Source organism: Pseudoalteromonas sp. A757 (assembly GCF_004103285.1).
Classification (GTDB): Bacteria; Pseudomonadota; Gammaproteobacteria; order Enterobacterales; family Alteromonadaceae; genus Pseudoalteromonas; species Pseudoalteromonas galatheae.
The window spans coordinates 35894-53697 of sequence record NZ_QNQN01000057.1 but is presented as its reverse complement, the minus strand read 5'-3'; the positions used below and the strand labels follow the sequence as shown (position 1 = coordinate 53697).

Genomic DNA, 17804 nt, shown 5'->3' with positions numbered 1-17804 from the left:
TACAATGATCCAAGCAATAATTCGCTGGTCAGTATACAACCGTTTTTTTGTGGTACTGCTGACACTGATGCTGGTGGGGGCTGGGCTATTTACCCTTAAAAACACACCTGTCGACGCCATTCCGGATTTGTCTGATGTACAAGTTATTGTCAAAACACCTTATCCAGGACAGGCACCACAAGTGGTTCAAGATCAGGTGACATTTCCGCTGACCACTGCAATGCTTTCCGTCCCAGGCGCAAAAACCGTACGTGGTTATTCCTTCTTTGGGGATTCCTATGTTTACGTTATTTTTGACGATAAAACGGATCTTTACTGGGCGCGCAGTCGGGTGCTCGAGTATCTAAGTCAAGTTGCACCACAATTACCTGATGCAGCAAAACCGCAGCTGGGGCCTGATGCCACAGGGGTGGGTTGGGTGTATCTTTATGCATTAGTTGATAAAACCGGTAAACACGATATTAGCCAACTACGCAGCCTACAAGATTGGTTTTTAAAGTTTGAGTTGCAATCGGTTGCCGGTGTGTCAGAAGTCGCGCCGATTGGCGGTATGGTGAAACAGTATCAAGTACAGGTTGATCCCAATAAACTGCGCGCTTACGGTATTCCGCTTACGCATGTGCAGCAGGCGTTGCAACTCGGTAACCAAGAATCGGGCGCTTCTGTGATTGAGATGGCTGAAGCTGAATATATGGTGACAAGTACGGGATATATTCAAAGCGTTAAAGATATTGAGGCTATACCACTTGGGCAAGCTGTCAAAGGCACACCATTAACGATAGCAGATGTTGCGTCTGTCAATATTGGACCGCAAATGCGTCGTGGCATTGCCGAGCTTAACGGCGAAGGAGAAGTTGTTGGCGGTATTGTAGTCATGCGCTTTGGAGAAAACGCGCAAAAAACCATCGACGGCGTAAAGCAAAAACTTGCTGAGCTACAACAAGGCTTACCTGAAGGGGTGGAAGTGGTGACGGTTTACGATCGCTCCGAGCTTATCACCAAAGCCATTGATAATCTTTGGTCTAAACTGCTCGAAGAGCTGGTGGTGGTGGCCTTAGTGTGTGTGGTGTTCTTATTTCATATTCGCTCTTCCGTGGTTGCCGTGATCACTTTGCCACTTGGCATTTTGGTTGCTTTTATCGTGATGTATTTTCAAGGGGTGAATGCAAATATCATGTCCCTTGGTGGCATAGCCATAGCTATTGGGGCGATGACCGACGGTGCAATCGTGATGATTGAAAACATGCACAAACACATGGAAAGAACGCCACTCAATGATGAAAACCGCTGGGAAATCGTCGCTAAGTCGGCTTCTGAGGTTGGTCCTGCACTGTTCTTTAGTTTGTTGATTATTACCGTAAGCTTCTTACCTGTGTTTATTCTTGAGGCGCAGGAAGGGCGCATGTTTGCACCACTGGCATACACTAAAACGTATGCGATGGCCGCATCTGCGGGACTTGCTATTACACTTATTCCGGTGCTGATGGGGTACTTTATTCGCGGTAAAGTTGTGCCCGAGCATAAAAACCCAATCAATCGAATGTTGGTTGGCGCGTATACGCCCTTGTTGAAACAAGTATTACACTTTCCCAAGCTGACGTTGTTAGCCGCTGCAGTTATTACAGTCGTTGGCTTTTATCCAATGGATAAAATCGGCAGTGAGTTTATTCCGCCTTTGGATGAAGGGGATTTGATGTATATGCCGACTACATATCCAAGTATTTCGATTGGTAAAGCCAGAGAAATCTTACAGCAAACCGACAAGTTGATAGCGACGGTGCCTGAGGTAAAAAATGTCTTTGGTAAAATCGGTCGCGCGGAAACGGCAACCGATCCTGCCCCGTTGACGATGATTGAGACCTTTATTCAATTAAAACCTAAAGATCAGTGGCGTGAGGGAATGACCACTGAAAAGCTCAAAGCAGAGCTCGATAAGCTAGTGCAGTTTCCGGGCTTAACCAACGCTTGGGTGATGCCCATCAAAACGCGTATTGATATGCTCGCGACGGGGATTAAAACGCCTGTTGGAATTAAAGTCGCAGGTCCAGATTTAGATACTATCCAAAAGATTGGTCAAGATCTTGAACGTATTCTGAGTCAGGTAGAGGGTACAGCTTCGGTCTATTCAGAGCGGGTAGCTGGGGGGCGCTATATTAAGGTCGATATTCAACGTGATAAAGCCGCGCGATTTGGGCTCAATATTGCTGATGTCCAGCAAGTGGTCGCAACTGCAATTGGTGGAATGGACGTCACGCAAACCATTGAAGGACAAGAGCGCTATCCGGTTAGTTTGCGCTACCCGCAAGACTTACGCGATTCTCCCGAAGCGCTGCGGAAGCTTCCTATAGTCACCGCCGAGGGATTAAATATTGCCCTAGGTGATGTGGCAACTATCTATATTGAAAACGGGCCACCGGGCATTAAAAGCGAGAACGCTCGCATTAATGGTTGGACGTTTATCGATTTAGACGGAGTTGATGTTGGCAGTTATGTGGCTACCGCTAAACAAGTGCTGAGTGAGCAGCTGGAGTTACCTGCAGGTTATTCCATCAGTTGGGCTGGTCAATACGAGTATATGGAGCGTGCTAAAGCTAAATTGACTTATGTGGTGCCGCTTACGCTTGGGATCATTATTGTTTTACTCTATTTGAACTTTAGAAGCTTTAGCGAAGTGGCAATTATCATGGCGACGTTACCTATGGCGATGATTGGTGGACTGTGGTTACTATACCTTGAGGGGTTTAACTTTTCGGTCGCGGTAGGCGTTGGTTTTATAGCGCTTGCAGGTGTTGCTGTTGAAATAGGTGTGATCATGCTCGTGTATCTCAACCAAGCCATTAGTGAGCTTAAAGGTAAACCGCAAACATTGACTGTTGAGGCCATTAACAATGCCATTTTAGAAGGCGCGGGCAAGCGTATTCGTCCAGTCATGATGACGGTGGCAACGATTGTTATTGGGTTGTTGCCAATCCTTTATGGCTCGGGCACAGGTTCTGAGGTGATGAGCCGCATAGCCGCGCCTATGGTGGGCGGTATGGCAAGCGCGCTATTACTTACCTTAGTGGTGTTACCCGTAGTATATATGTTGATGATCCGTTGGCGTGAAAACGTTAATAATTAATCGATAGCGGAAAAAGTTTGCCTCAAGCGCAGTAATATTAAGCGCTTGAACGGCAAACTTTGGTTTGAAAAAACGCAATTACAACCAAAAAGCGTTTAAGACCCCGTCGTTCTCAATCAGACTTGCTTGGCGCACTTATTGCTGTATCAGAGCAGCTAATGCAACAAGGAGCGGGTATGTTCATTCAAAATTCTTCTTATAAACAAATGTACGGTTCGAGCGATCTCTACGGTGGCACGAACAATAATGCTGTGAGTGACCAAGACATTTCTAATTCGGCGACAAAAAATTCAGGAACTCAGTCATTTATGGAAGCCGCAAAAGCCATTCAAGAGAAAGCGCCGAATAACACTCAATCGACTTACCTTGCCAAACATTTTGACAAGGCTGAAGAAATAGCCCATGAATCATTGGTGAGTTCGAGTCACAAGAGAGGCAGTCGTGAATATAACATCGAGATGTATCGTGAAATGATGACAAACATTGTTGAGATGCCAATTGAAGTGGAAATTGCACCTGAGGAAATGAACCAAGCGTTGTTATTTAATCATTTGGGATTAGACTTTAATGAGTATAAAACCGTTTCTGTGCGTTCAGAGTTGTTAACTATGCTTGAGCAAAAAGTCGAGCAGGACAGTATGTTGATCAGATCAGACAAAGCCAAATTAACAGCAATCATAGCTGATACACAAGATAGGCTAAAAGCCGCTCAAGCGGCGTTGCTTGAAGGTGAAGATATTACTGAGCGACTACAAGATAGTAAAAGGGCGATTTATGATTCGTATGAACAGCTTAAGCTTGGCAAGGTTAGTCAGCGAGATCTGCTTTCGGTTTTATAGTTGACTTGTATGTCGAACAATAAGGGCCCGTGATTTTGCGGTAAATTTAAAATAAGCTCAATGGACAACAATGAACCGCTTAATGTTCTAAGAAGTGTTTTATGACATGAAGTAAATCGTGGCTTTTGGGTTTATAGCGTGTTTCAAGGACTAGAGGTCAAGGTTGTTATAATTACCCAGTCATTCGCTGCAGTAGCTAGCGAATGACTGGTGTGAGATCAGCGAAGATCAGCTGGTGTAGGATAATCTGGGTGCTCAACATTTTGGTTGGACCAAACCGCAGGGATAGGTGGTTCCCATTTTTGCTCGATTTGTGAAACAAGAGTTTTTAAATCACAGTTGGGCTCACCGTAAAACTCAGCCCATTTCTGTGGCACATCTTCTGGGTTTGCTGCTTGAATGATGTGAGCCATCCATTGTTTCCTTAACTCAGCCCACTCAGGGCTTTGTTTTTGGCTCTCTTCAATACCGGCAAGTGGTCTAAGTTCTACGTAGATTGTTCTTCTCGGACCATCACTGCGTTTAGGTTCAGAGCTATGCAAAATCATCATATCCTGAACGAGAATATCTCCAGCTTTAGCAGGTTGCTGCAAGACGCCCGGAATATTCCAGCCATATTCGCTAGAAAGTGAATAAATGTCTACAAGCTCGTGTTGTGAATCAGGTAGATAGCGTAAGCAACCATCGTCGATATCGGCATCATCTAGATAAATTCCTACGTTTAAATAAGCATAATTACGTGGATGAGGTGCTCCTTGATGCCAAGCTATGTGTGGGTGAGGATGTGGATATTTGTAGACTAAATCGCACTGCATTGGCACACAGCCGAGACCGCAAATACCTTCGCTGATCTCAATCATTGCAGGCGTGGCGAGCAATTCGACAATTAACTCGGGCGCTTCAAAAAGCAAATCATTATAACGAAATAGCTTCGGCTCACCAGATTCGTTTGATAGATGATATTGAGTCGCGATTTTTCCTTCTTGCTGCGCTTGTATTGCTTTATTCTCTAGAGTATTAGATAGACGTTTAAGCTTTTCTAGTAGAACGTTGGGTAAAGTTTGTTCAAATAACACAAAGCCGTTATTAGCGTAAAAATCGAGTTTACTTTTGTTTACTATCTTCATGAGCGCACGTCCTAGTCAATGCATTGCTTGCCTTAATTCAGAATTTTGGTTTGCAGTGTGTATTTTTCAATCCGATCAAGTACTAGTCAAAAATGGAGTCGATGCAAAGTAATTCATCATGTCGCAAAATAAAGTGTAGAGCAATTACAGGAAGTTACATCACATTGAACCCAGTTTATTTATTCTATGTCAAAAAGTTGAAAGAGAAACTTCCATTGGCGTGGTCACCCATCCTCAAGTACAATTAGCGTTTTCGTTTGCAACACACCGGAACCTTCCAATGGAAATCAAAGTAAATTACCTCGACAATCTCAGAATTGATGCCAGATTTGACGACTTTTCTGTCATTGCGGATCAGCCAATTCGCTACAAAGGCGATGGTTCAGCACCAAGCCCATTCGACTATTTTTTAGCGTCTTCAGCGCTTTGTGCAGCTTACTTTGTGAAGGTGTATTGTAATGCGCGTGATATTCCAACTGATGGAATTCGCGTAGCGCAAAACAACATTGTTGATCCAGAAAACCGCTATAACCAAATTTTTAAAATTCAGGTTGAGTTACCAGAAAGCATTTCTGAAAAAGACCGCCAAGGTATCCTGCGCTCAATTGACCGCTGTACCGTTAAAAAAGTGATCCAAACAGGACCTGAATTTCAAGTAGAGGCGGTTGAGAGCCTTGAAGATGACGCTCAGGCGATGCTGATGGTTGATACCAGTGAAAGCGACAGCACTTTTATTCTGGGTAAAGATTTGCCGCTGGAACAGACTATCGCAAATATGACCAAGATCCTGTCGGATTTAGGCATGAAGATTGAAGTCGCGTCATGGCGTAATATTGTGCCACACGTCTGGTCACTACATATTCGAGATGCTGCTTCGCCAATGTGTTTCACTAATGGTAAAGGGGCGACCAAAGAGAGTGCACTTTGCTCAGCACTCGGCGAGTTTATTGAGCGTTTAAACTGTAACTTCTTTTATAACGACCAATTCTTTGGTGAAGAAATTGCCAATGCTGAATTTGTTCATTATCCGAACGAGAAATGGTTTAAACCGGGTGCTGATGATGCGCTGCCTAACGAAATCTTAGACGATTACACCCGTGAAATTTACGATCCAGAAAGTGAATTACGTGGTTCACACCTTGTTGATACAAACTCAGGTAATATAGCGCGCGGCATTTGCTCTATTCCTTACACTCGTCATTCTGATGGTGAAACTGTGTATTTCCCATCAAATCTAATAGAAAACTTATTCCTAAGTAATGGGATGAGTGCTGGTAATAACCTGTTTGAAGCCAAAGTGCAGTGTTTATCTGAGATCTTCGAACGTGCGGTGAAAAAGCAAATTATCGAACAAGAAATCGTGTTGCCTGACGTGCCAGAGTCTGTACTTGCTAAATATCCAGGTATTGTTGAAGGGATCAAAGGACTTGAGGAGCAAGGGTTCCCAGTCGTGGTTAAAGATGCGTCTCTTGGCGGTCAATTTCCTGTAATGTGTGTGACCCTGATGAATCCTAAAACAGGCGGTGTGTTTGCCTCTTTTGGAGCGCATCCAAGTTTTGAAGTGGCGCTTGAGCGAAGCTTAACCGAGCTGTTACAAGGACGTAGCTTTGAAGGCTTAAACGATGTACCAAAACCTACGTTTAACAGCATGGCAGTATCTGAGCCGGAGAACTTTGTTGAGCACTTTATCGATTCAACGGGCGTGATCTCATGGCGCTTCTTTAGTGCGAAGCATGACTACGACTTTGTTGAGTGGGATTTTGCAGGCACTAATGAAGAGGAGTGCGATAAGTTATTTGGCATTCTAGAGACGTTAGGTAAAGAAGCCTACATTGCGGAGTTCACAGATTTAGGGATCGCTTGCCGAATTTTAGTCCCAGGATTTTCTGAAGTATATTCAGCCGAAGATCTCATCTGGGATAATACCAATAAAGCACTGCAGTACCGCGAAGATATTCTTAACATTCATTCACTAGATGACGAAGCATTAGCTAACTTGGTTGAGCGCTTAGAAGACAGCCAGCTTGATAATTATATCGACATTATCACCCTTATCGGCGTTGAATTTGACGAAAATACGGTGTGGGGTCAGCTCACTATTCTAGAGCTTAAAATTTTAATTTATCTAGCGCTTGGCGATATCGAAGCAGCCATTGAGCTAGTAGAAACCTTCTTGCAGTTTAACGACAACACCGTTGAGCGTGGCTTATTCTACCAAGCAATGCATGCCACACTCGAAATTGCATTGGATGACGAGTTAGAAATGGAAGATTACATTCATAACTTTACTCGCATGTTTGGTAAAGAGGTGATGGATGCGGTTATCGGTTCAATTAATGGCGATGTGAAATTCTATGGTTTAACGCCTACGAACATGAAGTTAGAAGGTTTAGACAAGCACCTGCGTCTTATTGAGAGTTACAAGAAGCTTCATACAGCAAGAGGAAAGTTAGCACAGCGCTAATCTTTACTTTTTGAAGTAAAAGCAAGATAGCATGACTGCTATCTTGCTTTATAGTTTGACGGGCTGGTGAGCATTATACCAATTGAATTAATTCTCTAATCAATTTGAAGGGTGAAATAGCATATTAGCTTCGTTAAAAATTTCTCATTTAGAACAACTAAATAGCAAAATTTTTGCCTTGCCTATATGGATATAGGTACCTTAGCGGTAGCAGGACGCGAGAGCGGTGCTACTAAAGCTATTTCCCCGCTTCAAGATAGATCATTTACTTAATGCAACTGGTATTATGCGGTTGAGGCTGCAAGTGTTCATTGCAGCTCACAGAAATACATATCAGCTTAGGCAGCTAACCTCAGGTTAATTAGACTGCTCCTCTTTGATACAGTTTTGCGCCTTAAACTGTGCCTTAGCATCATGATATATAAAAGAGAAGTCTGCTGTACGTGGTGTAAATATTGGTTTGCCAGTACTCTTATCACAGTCGGTTGCGATCCCGCCTGCTGCATGACAATTCATACAAGAGGAGCTTTTATAATAAAGCGCTTCTTGTTTACCTAATGGCTGATTTCCTAGTTGTAAAAATGTCTCAATCACCTCATTAGTTAGATAAACAGGGTGGGGCAATCCACCTGAATAATTGGTGAGCTTGGTTTCAATTGTATCACTTGGTTGGCCATTAATATCAGTCATTGGCTTACTGCTGTTATTAGTTGAATATTGCGTACCAATTAGTTTGTAATATTGCAGAACAGCGTTTTCTTGTTTGAATAGCTTAGAAATATGCTGATTCACTTTTTCAACAACCGGTGATATTTGTTCCAATCGAACCACTTGAGTAGGCTTAGTACCTCCTACTGGGTGATTGATTGCGCATGTTGGACATTGCTTATCGAAAAAGGTTGGAGAGTTGCCCCAAACATTATCCTGATGTGAAAAGGTTGCGTAAATCCAATTACTAGATGTGCCGGTTTTCTGCATTATGTGAAATCCAACTACGCCAACTTCTTGTTCTTCGACTTTAAATGAGCCTGTTTCACCACTTTGTATTTGGTGGTAGCGTTTTACGGGCAGTGTTGCGCGAATGTACTTACTCGGATCATCAGACTCATTGAGTATTTTCCACGCTACTTTTATCTCGATAGCAAGGCCTGGTGGCTTAGGGTCAAAATTGGTCAGGTCTTGTGACAAGTTACAAGTGGGTAATGAGGAACCACTGGAACACGCTAAAAAGCCAATCGTATTCATGTTGATGCACATGCTACTCGCGCTCTGGCTTTTGCATGCCCAACTATAAGTTGGGTTATTCGCGAATTCAATTTGGCCATCTATGCTATATAGTTTATTTTTGGTAATAAAATTGAATACATAGGGACTAACAAACTTCTGATAATATACAGGGTTGTTTTTTTGGTCAGTTAAAATTGCCTGTTTTTTCGGTGTATTTTTGGGCGCAACTTGCTCCACTGCAGATAAAGGCTGCATCATGGCGAAGTTTTTGGATATTTCCCAGTTTTTTGGAGGCGCTGCATCTGCTGTGAAAATAGTCTCGGTTTCACGCCAGTTTATCCAAAGTGGAAGCGGGCAGTTGGCGCCTGAATCGGCTTCACACACTTTTATATTATTTTGCGTGAGCTTATAGTTTTCGTCCAATTGCCTGTTTAGTGCGGTAAAGCTCAGCCATGAAAATAGTGCGTATCGGTGATCCAAATAATCAAGCTTCTGCGATTCATTAGGCTTTACGGGCTTTAACTCTTCACACGACTTCACTAATTTATTGTATGCGTCAAGTGGGTAGGGTTTTAGCTGAGTCAAGTCGTTTGGAAAAGGAAATGGCTCTGTTAATGTGCATTCATCTTTGACTAGCCAATCTGGAAAAATGCTGTATTCAGTAGCAAAAGTACCAGTACTTACGAATAGTAAAGAGAGCTTCGCTATTACACTTTTCATGATTATTTCCTTTTTTTATAAGGTGAAGAATATAAATATGACTTGATATTAAATTCAGATGCTGATGTAAGGGTTATTTTTATATAGTAACCAGTTTGTACTTTCAGGTTGAGCCAAGGAGTTAAATTAGTGCTTAATTCTTTTTCTGTTATTTTTCTTAGCGAGCTCAAAAAGCTATCTTGTAGATAATTTTCGTCAAGGCTTGTTATCCAAGGTAATTCAATTTCAATCTTTTCTGACAACTCCGTTGAATAGGAAAGCCCAACTTGTATTTCATCTGATACTTGAACGATAGTATTTAATAACTGTTCCAGCAGATATAAGTTTCCTTTCCAGTCCAGATCTTTGAGTAGACTGGGAAGTCTTAAGGTTTCTAATTTAAAAACGAATTTAGCTCTAAATGCCTTTCTGCCAAATGTAAAACTGAAGTGGTTTATCCTAGTGCATTCTAAACTAGGAAGTAACTCTTTTGTTTTATTTAAAAACTCAGGAGCTAAAAACTCAGATGTGTTAATTATAAATGAGCTTAATAGGCTAAAGTCAGAAAAATGACAATGTTGTGTACTTACACAAAATGTTGGAACTGTGCTATATCGACCCTCTTCATAGTCAAAACTAAACCATATTAAATTTACTAGTTTATAAGCAGGGGATTGCTTCCTATTATTTATAAAGTCATTTATTCTTAGGGCGTATTTATTTGGGGTTTTTTGATTTATATAGGATGAAACGCTATCTAAATTATGAGAAGAGCAATAATAACATACTAAAAAGTCAACAGGATCTTCAAACTGATCAATTCTGTTTTCAAAGCATATAGCGTGTATATTTTCAGGGATTTCACTGACAATTGTCTGAAGCTTTTCTAATACGGTATTATTGAGATGTTGAACCTCACTATCAAGTGCAATGCTGTAAAGCTCACTTTTACTATATTTCATGATGAATGCGGGTGAAATGCCAATTTAACTTAATTTTGGTTTGTTTTTTGTGCATGATGTCAACAATATTAGAGATTGACTATTTAAAAAATAAATAACTCAACTTTTATTACTGACAGGGACTCACTACAAAAAATACACGCTTGATTAAGATAAAAAAATCACCCGCTGCTCCTATGTATTACCAAATTGTTTTGATAGTGTGTTGAATTTCAGGTCTTAGTTCTGCTGATAGTTGATCCCACAGATCATCTGTTAATCCAGTTTCTAAAGAAATTTCAGTAATAATGCGTTTTTGAACTTCTGTTAAATCAAACTCTGCCATCACTTCGGCCAAGTTATCGGTCGCTCGTTGCTTCAAAGCTTCATCGTTAGTTACATTATAGATGTAAGAGATTAAACCAGTTGGTAGTGTTGTATTATCACTCATTTTTCATTTCCTAATTTTCATAGTTTTGGAGATATAAGGTTTTAGTACTAGCCTTATCATTTAAGTATTCGTTATAAGCGTCATCTTTCATTGTGTTTTTATTAAATAGTAATACTTTATATAAAAAGTAATAATAAAAAGCACGATGTGAACGATATCCAGCAAAGCTTGATATTTTTTCTTCGAATTCTTGTAAGCTATCTATATTACCTAAATTAGCCAAGTAGTTGAGCATATTATTATAACCCAACCAGCCAACATTATTAGAATTTTTTGCAAGGCTTACCCCTGTTGATGAGTAATTTTTTGCTTCATCTTGATATTTTTTAAAATTAGCTGAATCTTTTTGTATTGAAGCATGTATTAGTTTAAACCACGCCCATATCCCATTTGTTGCTGAGCTAATGTCATTTATATTAATATTTTTGGAAAGCTCAGCTAAATCGTTCATGGCGCTTTGTGCCAAATCAACCTTACCAGTGAGCAACTGTGATAGCGCTTTAAAAGCAATACAAGTGAGTTCAGAGCAAAAGCCGTAATTATCAGTTATGGCTTGAGAGCTATTATCGAAGAAGCCCTCTTTTGGTAACGTATCGACAAGCGTAATTACTTTGTCAAACTCTCCTAGCGAAAAGTAGGATTGCGATAAGAGCTCGAAGATCACTGGGTGTTGGTGAGGTGGATATTCGTTTTTGTTTTCGTGCAGCTGTAATCCAATATTATGAGCTTTTAATATATCACCAGTAGCGTAGGCGTGTAGCCATTCACCTCTCATCGTAATGAAGCGCTCTTTAGGGTCTAAAATTGTGGCGAGTTCACTGATATTTTGAAGCACGTGCTTTTTAGCCAACGTGTCTAGCCAACCATTGTATGCAACCCGTGATGAAGCAAGTGCATTTTTAATTTTATGGAGTAAGGGCTGGTTATCAATTAACCCATTTTGAAAGAAGTTCAATGCTTCTGCATAGTAAATACTGGCCTCTGCGACAGAGTAAATGGCAGCTGCACTTTTTGCTGATGTTAGTAATAATTCAACAGCTGCATTATGATCTCCCACTTTTGCTAAATGATGGGTTGTAAGTAGGGGCTGCTTTTGACTCATTCCTGTGTTGTTGAGTACTTCAATTATGCTCATGTGATGTGTATATGATTCATGCTTACCCATACTTTCATAGGCAGCATCCCTTACCAAAGCATGTTTAAAAATGTAGCTATCGTTATCAACACGACGTTGATGCACGATAAGATCGTTAGCCATTAACTCATTTAAGTCGTTTTGAATTTGGCTTTCACTTAAGGATGATGTAGCAATAAGTAAATTGTATTCAAACTCTCGGCCGATGGTTGCCGCCAGTTGCGCTGTCTCTTTGGCATGATGAAGGTTGTCTAGCTTTTGTTGCAGTGATTCTCTTAAACTCGTGGGTACTTGGTCAAGTTTGTCTGGTGCGAGGAAGTCAATCTCTCCTCCTTTATCCCCAACTAATGCTTTTTGCTTAAGCATATTGACGAGTTCTTCAATAAATAGCGGGATCCCGTCGGTACGACTGGTTAGCAACTTGAGAACTTGCTCTGACACTCTGCGGCCATCAAACAAGTTAATGATAAAGTCTTCGGTGGCCTTCTCGGTTAGCTTTTTCAGGCAGACATCCACTAAGGTGAGGTCTTTTAACTGAGTTGGCACCGCTTGTCTCGAAGTGCTTAGTAAAACATCACCTGAAGCGAGCGCACCGACAAAGTGATGTAAAAACTCTAAGGTGGTGCTATCTGCCCAGTGAATGTCTTCGATAATGTAGAGCTTGAACTTGCTGAGCCCATGACGATTTGACAGTAATAGCGCGCAAAGCCCTTTAAACAACACTTGCTTCTGCTCATCGGGAGAAAGTGTAGAAGGCGTAATTTCATCACCAAGTGAGATATTGAGCCAAACTAGCAACACAGGGATCGCTTGCTCTAAATCGAGCTCACTGTCCATGTTTGATAACACATAACTAAAAACAGTATTAGCTGAATGAGCGTCAAGCTGTTCGGTGTTAAATAGGTACTTGACCAACGTTAAAATTGGATATAGAGCGTTATTTTGATGCTCTGGTAAGCATTGGGCGACTAAATGTTGATATTGTGGTGCATTGACACGGATTTCTTGCAGTAGCCTAGATTTTCCAATCCCAGCTTCACCATGAATGTAAGCGATGCGGGTTGCGCTTTCAGCTTTATTATTTATGAGTGAAAGTGTCTGTTCCAGCTCAAGGTGACGACCAACAAGTTCATGATGATTTCTTGTACCACGCATAAAGCCAAATGCTTCTATGCGACGCTCACCCTGTAAGTTGTATACCGGAGTTAGTTCGAATAGCGGGCCAATTTGCAACTGTCCGTAGAGGTTAAACTCGGAGAAAGCATCCAAGAGTGAGCGTGACTCTGCACTACATAAGATTTGGCGTTCGCCAGCTTCACGGGATAGTGCTGCTGCAATATTAGCGTGGTGACCTTCAGGAACAGCATTGGCGTAGGTAATAAATACACCAGTGTGAATGCCGATATGAGCGTTGAGAGAGACTCCGTGTGCCTCTTGCATCAGTGCGTTACGTTTGGCAAGTTCGCTTATCATTTCAAGTGCGGTCCTTGCAGATAATCGTGCGTCGTTATCGCTGCTCACTGGATAGCCAAAATAAAACAAGCTGGTATCAGCAAGGTTGCCTACGTGGTATGCACCATAACGAGTCGCGATATCAATAAAGTGATTGCGCTGAGATTTATAAACGGTGTCGATGACATCGTAATCTTTGCCATGATTGTCGAGTGCCTTAACGCTTAGTCTCACAGCAAGAGCTGTGAGCTGCTTGCGCTCAGTAAGCGCGGTATATTCTTGAATGGCACGATGATTAGGGTCGTCATCACGGAGCATCACTGTGGTTTCATCATAACCATGTTGGGCTTTAACATCATTTAGCACACCAACAAGGTTAGATACATTCATTCTTGCAAGTTCAGAAAATGCCTCGGTTGCGGTGATCACCCGCTCCAATGCACTTTTATTGAGCACGCGTCTGAGAAGCCCAGCAAGAGGGTGGCCAAGTAGGGCGCTTGGAATCGGAATATGCACATCGCTTAATTGTTTGTGATAAATCGATGCGACACTGTTGCCTGTTACCGCAGGAACACCAGTCAAACATTCCAAAAATACTAACCCCCAGACATATAGATCAGATTTAGCTGAAGCAGGCTCACCGCGTAATTGTTCTGGGGCGCTGTAAGAGGGGGTGCCCAGTGTTTCTTGCGTAAGCGTGATTGTTTCAAAGTCATGTTGGCGTGTTTCTTGTGCCAGTGTACCAATACCAAAATCAAGTATTTTGGCATAAGTCTTTGCGCCAGACTGGCTTAACATAATATTGGTTGGTTTTATGTCTCTGTGGATAATACCTTGTTGGTGGGCGTGAATTAGCGCATCTAAAACTTGCAACATGATGTCAGTTGCATACACAGAATCAATTGCGCCATTTTGACTTAGATAGTCTCGTAGCGTTTGCCCTTCCACATACTCAAATACCCCGAACATTAAATTTTCATTTAATTGTCCTTTATCTAATAATCGTACGATATTTGGGTGATTTAATTGACTGCAAAGTAAGGTTTCACGATTAAAACGTTCTGCATATCTGTGTTTTTTCGTCGCTTCCAGTTGTGGTTCTAACGCCAAAAACTTTAGTGCAACGATTTGCCCTGTATTTATTTGGCGTGCTTTGAAAACTTTACCGAACCCACCTTCTCCAACCTTTTCAAGTAGTTGGTATTTGTCAGACTGGAAAACATCGACAATATGGCTATCCGAAAACTGTGTCAGAGACATATGATTACTGATTCTTATTTTTTGTTAATGATATAGGGTAATTGGAATGTAAATACTTGTCTAGCATCAAGATTTTGATTGTTCAAAAAATCAAAATTTAGCCGTCGCTATTTTGCACACTTAGCAGGTATGTTAATTGGGTTGTATTGCAAGAGCACGCGCTACAGTGCTACAGGTTAAATCTCTATTACAAGGTGCTGTAATATAATGTAATTTTATATTCTCCATATTTCTGGCATAATCCTGCAGAATAAAATAATAAAAAGGCTAACTTCTTGAAACGTAGAACTTTCCTATCTGTCGGAACAGCGATCACTGCAACTTCTTTTATGCCATTTAGCTGTTTTTCGTCTGAGCAGCCGCTTGATTTGGCAGTCCAAAGTACGCAAGTCACCAACAATGAGTATGGTGAGTCCGACAGGAGAAAAAGTTGCTGCAAGCGGCAATCGCGTTAAGGTCTTCGAGAATAGCGGTGTCTTTGCATACTCGTATGGTGGTAGTCGTGTGATAAAAAGAAAACTTAATAATGTCGATGGTCATCAAGAGATATTACTAATAGATAGGAAGCTTGGAGATAGGTGTTGGGTGTTGGATAAAAAAGTCAATAAATTGATAGCGCTGAACTAAAACTGAACTAAACTCATTCATTAGAAGGTGAGTTAGTGATTTATACCACCTTTTTAAATGAGAACTAACACTAAGGACTTAGGAGCTTATCATTTTATGGAAAAGCAGCTGTTTTCTGATGTGACCAAGCTAGATTTCGCCGATCCACAAATCGATGATTTATTAAAGTACTCAATAAGAACGCAACTTGAGTCAATGTTGAAGACTCAGCTCACAGCGAGTGAGCGACAAGCCGTGTTACAGAAAAGTTTTATTGACGCAATTAGGTTGGTGTTGATAGACACCAAAGTGGAACATCAGCAGTTGATGGCTGCCTTCGAAACTATGTATGACTGTGCAGTTCAGTCCATGGCACAAGCAAAGTTAAGTCAAGAGCTGCTGACCAAACAGTATGTTTCGCCCACAGGCCTAATCATGTCGCCCCATAACTGTAAGCATACAATTAAAGATATTTATCGCATTAAAGGGTACGCGCGAGGGATTGATCAAGCTATTCGTGGAATGCTGAAAAACAAGGCACAGATCACAGTGCTCTATCCTGCTTGTGGGCCTTTTGCACCTTTATTATTACCGCTACTCAGTTACTACAAAGAACACGGCGTTTTTTCCAGTGACCAAATAAAAGTCAGCCTGATCGATGCGCACCCAGGAGCAGTGTTGTCTCTACAACAATTAGTCGAGGATCTTGCTCTAGAAGATTATGTAGAGCACATAGAACAGGTTGATGCTACCGAGTTTATTCCTGAATCTTCAGTTGACTTACTGGTGCTTGAAGCTATGCAGCATGGCTTTACAAAAGAAGGCCAGCTAAGCATTGCGAAGCACCTGGTTAAGTACCTTTCAATTGATGGCTGGATGGTGCCAAAGCGCATTTCCATTAGGGGCATGATGGTTATCGGGGAAACAGAGTTCAATCAGCAGTGGAAAGAGGTGGATTATAGCCACTCAGAATATGTAAATGAGGCTGCATTAAATGACCGTATTGAGCTTGGAGAGTTACTTCGAATCGACAAATCATCCCTCCTAAAAATGCAGGAGGTGGAGTTAGCTAATGGTATTAAAGTAGTGGCAGGTAATTTGATCACCATTCCAAAAGGCGTCGCGGATATGGGTGAAAGAGTATTAGCGATTTATGCAAATGTAGAGACCTTTGCAGCAGAAGGTGTGGGGCAATACGATTCTGGGATCACACACCCTCGGCCTGATATGACATTTTACGTCGATGCTAAACCTAAAGAAGTAGAGCACACACACTTTGTTGCATGTGGCGGTGATAAGGTGCAGTTTTACTACCAACTTAGTGGTTTGCCAGGTTTTGTACCTGTGAAAGTATAGGAATTCATTGATGAAATCTAAATATGCTCTATTCAGCGGTAGCTGCCTATGTTTATTAGCTGTTCAATATCTACTACAGAGAGAAGCGCTGGCCTGCGTTGTTTTAGTCGAGGTGGAGGCAAATCCTGATCTTGAGCAGTTAAAGCAGTTTTTAAATCATCATCAAATACCTATGCTGCAATATCGAGAAGATTCTGATAAACACTTGATTTCAGAATTGGACAGGCTCGGAGCTAATCGTGGCTTGGTTTATCTATTTCGGCACAGAATTCGGTCAGAAGTTATCCGCTATTTTAACAATGACATCGTCAATATCCATCCAAGTGCTTTGCCTGAATTCCGAGGTCCCATGCCACTTTTTTGGCAGCTTAAAGAAGGAGCTGAAACCGTCCGGCTAACTTTGCATAAGGTCATTGAGGAGTTAGATTGCGGAGCAATAGGTGCGTATATCGACTTACCTATTCACCCATTTGATACTTCACAGTGTTTACATCAAAAAGTTGCGCAAATGGTTCCTGCTCTGTTGGATAAGCTTATTCAACAAGAAGCAACGGGTACACTCAATTGGCATGAGCAGCCTCAAGCCGAAGTGTTAAACAAAATACATTACGCTAGGCACGTTAAAATTGAAGATCTGGTTATCGACTTTCAGCGAGATACCTGTACACAAATCGTTAACCTTACTCGAGCCGCAAACACTGAACTGGGAGGGGCGCGATTCAAATTTCGAAATGGCCTAATACAGCTTATGCAGGCAACCAAGATTGATTGTGATTTGATGGGTGTACGACCTGGAACGGTCATTGAACTTGACCGAACTAATGGTTTATTGGTCAAAGTTGTAGATGGGGCGGTGCGGTTAGACATTGTTTTAACAGAGCAGGGCATATTTGATGGATATCGCTTTGCGATGTTATTTGGATTAGAAGCTGGAATGGAGATGTCTAATTTTAGTTAGCAAAAAGTAAACTTGGATTGGAAAGAAAAATTATCTAACTGATTTAAATCAATGGTAATGCAGTAGTTTTAAACTAAATTTAAACGGTAGCTTAGTTGAGAAGGATTGATTGGTAACTGTGCCTATTCACTTTGTATCCTGCATTTCTAACTATGCTCTGAATGTAAA

General features: G+C 41.5%; 11 protein-coding genes. 6 read left to right on the top strand and 5 right to left on the bottom strand.

What is annotated here, in order from left to right:
- The first annotated feature begins 4 nt into the window (after positions 1–4).
- Complete coding sequence (locus DRB05_RS03905) at positions 5–3121, top strand: CusA/CzcA family heavy metal efflux RND transporter (protein WP_128725772.1); 3117 nt, start codon at positions 5–7, stop codon at positions 3119–3121.
- A 176-nt stretch (positions 3122–3297) separates the two neighbouring features.
- Entirely contained in the window at positions 3298–3960 is a 663-nt protein-coding gene (locus DRB05_RS03900) for a hypothetical protein (RefSeq protein WP_128725771.1), read from the top strand.
- Positions 3961–4178: 218 nt separating this feature from the next.
- On the opposite strand, the gene DRB05_RS03895 is transcribed toward DRB05_RS03900, so the two are convergent.
- Positions 4179–5087: a phytanoyl-CoA dioxygenase family protein gene (locus DRB05_RS03895; protein WP_128725770.1), complete on the bottom strand. Its 909-nt coding sequence runs from the start codon at positions 5085–5087 to the stop codon at positions 4179–4181.
- A gap of 280 nt (positions 5088–5367) precedes the next feature.
- Between DRB05_RS03895 and DRB05_RS03890 the strand changes: the two genes are divergently transcribed.
- A complete protein-coding gene (locus tag DRB05_RS03890) occupies positions 5368–7551 on the top strand; it encodes an OsmC domain/YcaO domain-containing protein (protein ID WP_128725769.1) in 2184 nt (727 codons plus the stop codon).
- Between the two features lie 357 nt (positions 7552–7908).
- Here the strand turns inward: DRB05_RS03890 and DRB05_RS03885 are convergent, their stop codons facing one another.
- The 4 genes from DRB05_RS03885 to DRB05_RS03870 form a co-directional block, all read right to left on the bottom strand.
- Positions 7909–9498, bottom strand: a complete 1590-nt coding sequence (locus DRB05_RS03885) for a hypothetical protein (protein WP_128725768.1) — start codon at positions 9496–9498, stop codon at positions 7909–7911.
- 2 nt (positions 9499–9500) lie between these two features.
- Entirely contained in the window at positions 9501–10439 is a 939-nt protein-coding gene (locus DRB05_RS03880; protein ID WP_128725767.1) for a hypothetical protein, read from the bottom strand.
- A gap of 181 nt (positions 10440–10620) precedes the next feature.
- Positions 10621–10869 (bottom strand): hypothetical protein, encoded by a 249-nt coding sequence (locus DRB05_RS03875; protein WP_128725766.1) that lies wholly within the window; start codon positions 10867–10869, stop codon positions 10621–10623.
- A 10-nt stretch (positions 10870–10879) separates the two neighbouring features.
- Positions 10880–14716: a TOMM system kinase/cyclase fusion protein gene (locus DRB05_RS03870; protein WP_128725765.1), complete on the bottom strand. Its 3837-nt coding sequence runs from the start codon at positions 14714–14716 to the stop codon at positions 10880–10882.
- A 399-nt stretch (positions 14717–15115) separates the two neighbouring features.
- Between DRB05_RS03870 and DRB05_RS03865 the strand changes: the two genes are divergently transcribed.
- The 3 genes from DRB05_RS03865 to DRB05_RS03855 all read left to right on the top strand — a co-directional run bounded on the left by DRB05_RS03865 (position 15116) and on the right by DRB05_RS03855 (position 17636).
- The gene (locus DRB05_RS03865) at positions 15116–15343 is read left to right on the top strand and encodes a hypothetical protein (RefSeq protein WP_128725764.1); all 228 of its coding nucleotides are present in this window, start codon (positions 15116–15118) and stop codon (positions 15341–15343) included.
- Positions 15344–15439: 96 nt separating this feature from the next.
- The gene (locus tag DRB05_RS03860) at positions 15440–16678 is read left to right on the top strand and encodes a hypothetical protein (protein ID WP_128725763.1); all 1239 of its coding nucleotides are present in this window, start codon (positions 15440–15442) and stop codon (positions 16676–16678) included.
- A 10-nt stretch (positions 16679–16688) separates the two neighbouring features.
- Entirely contained in the window at positions 16689–17636 is a 948-nt protein-coding gene (locus DRB05_RS03855; RefSeq protein ID WP_128725762.1) for a formyltransferase family protein, read from the top strand.
- The last annotated feature ends 168 nt before the right edge of the window (positions 17637–17804 follow it).

Bases quoted from the DNA above. Each gene is read 5' to 3' on its own strand.
- DRB05_RS03880 (WP_128725767.1), bottom strand. From the start codon at position 10,439: ATGAAATATAGTAAAAGTGAGCTTTACAGCATTGCACTTGATAGTGAG.
- DRB05_RS03895 (WP_128725770.1), bottom strand. From the start codon at position 5,087: ATGAAGATAGTAAACAAAAGTAAACTCGATTTTTACGCTAATAACGGC.
- DRB05_RS03855 (WP_128725762.1), top strand. From the start codon at position 16,689: ATGAAATCTAAATATGCTCTATTCAGCGGTAGCTGCCTATGTTTATTA.
- DRB05_RS03860 (WP_128725763.1), top strand. From the start codon at position 15,440: ATGGAAAAGCAGCTGTTTTCTGATGTGACCAAGCTAGATTTCGCCGAT.
- DRB05_RS03905 (WP_128725772.1), top strand. From the start codon at position 5: ATGATCCAAGCAATAATTCGCTGGTCAGTATACAACCGTTTTTTTGTG.
- DRB05_RS03875 (WP_128725766.1), bottom strand. From the start codon at position 10,869: ATGAGTGATAATACAACACTACCAACTGGTTTAATCTCTTACATCTAT.
- DRB05_RS03865 (WP_128725764.1), top strand. From the start codon at position 15,116: ATGAGTATGGTGAGTCCGACAGGAGAAAAAGTTGCTGCAAGCGGCAAT.
- DRB05_RS03900 (WP_128725771.1), top strand. From the start codon at position 3,298: ATGTTCATTCAAAATTCTTCTTATAAACAAATGTACGGTTCGAGCGAT.
- DRB05_RS03870 (WP_128725765.1), bottom strand. From the start codon at position 14,716: ATGTCTCTGACACAGTTTTCGGATAGCCATATTGTCGATGTTTTCCAG.
- DRB05_RS03890 (WP_128725769.1), top strand. From the start codon at position 5,368: ATGGAAATCAAAGTAAATTACCTCGACAATCTCAGAATTGATGCCAGA.
- DRB05_RS03885 (WP_128725768.1), bottom strand. From the start codon at position 9,498: ATGAAAAGTGTAATAGCGAAGCTCTCTTTACTATTCGTAAGTACTGGT.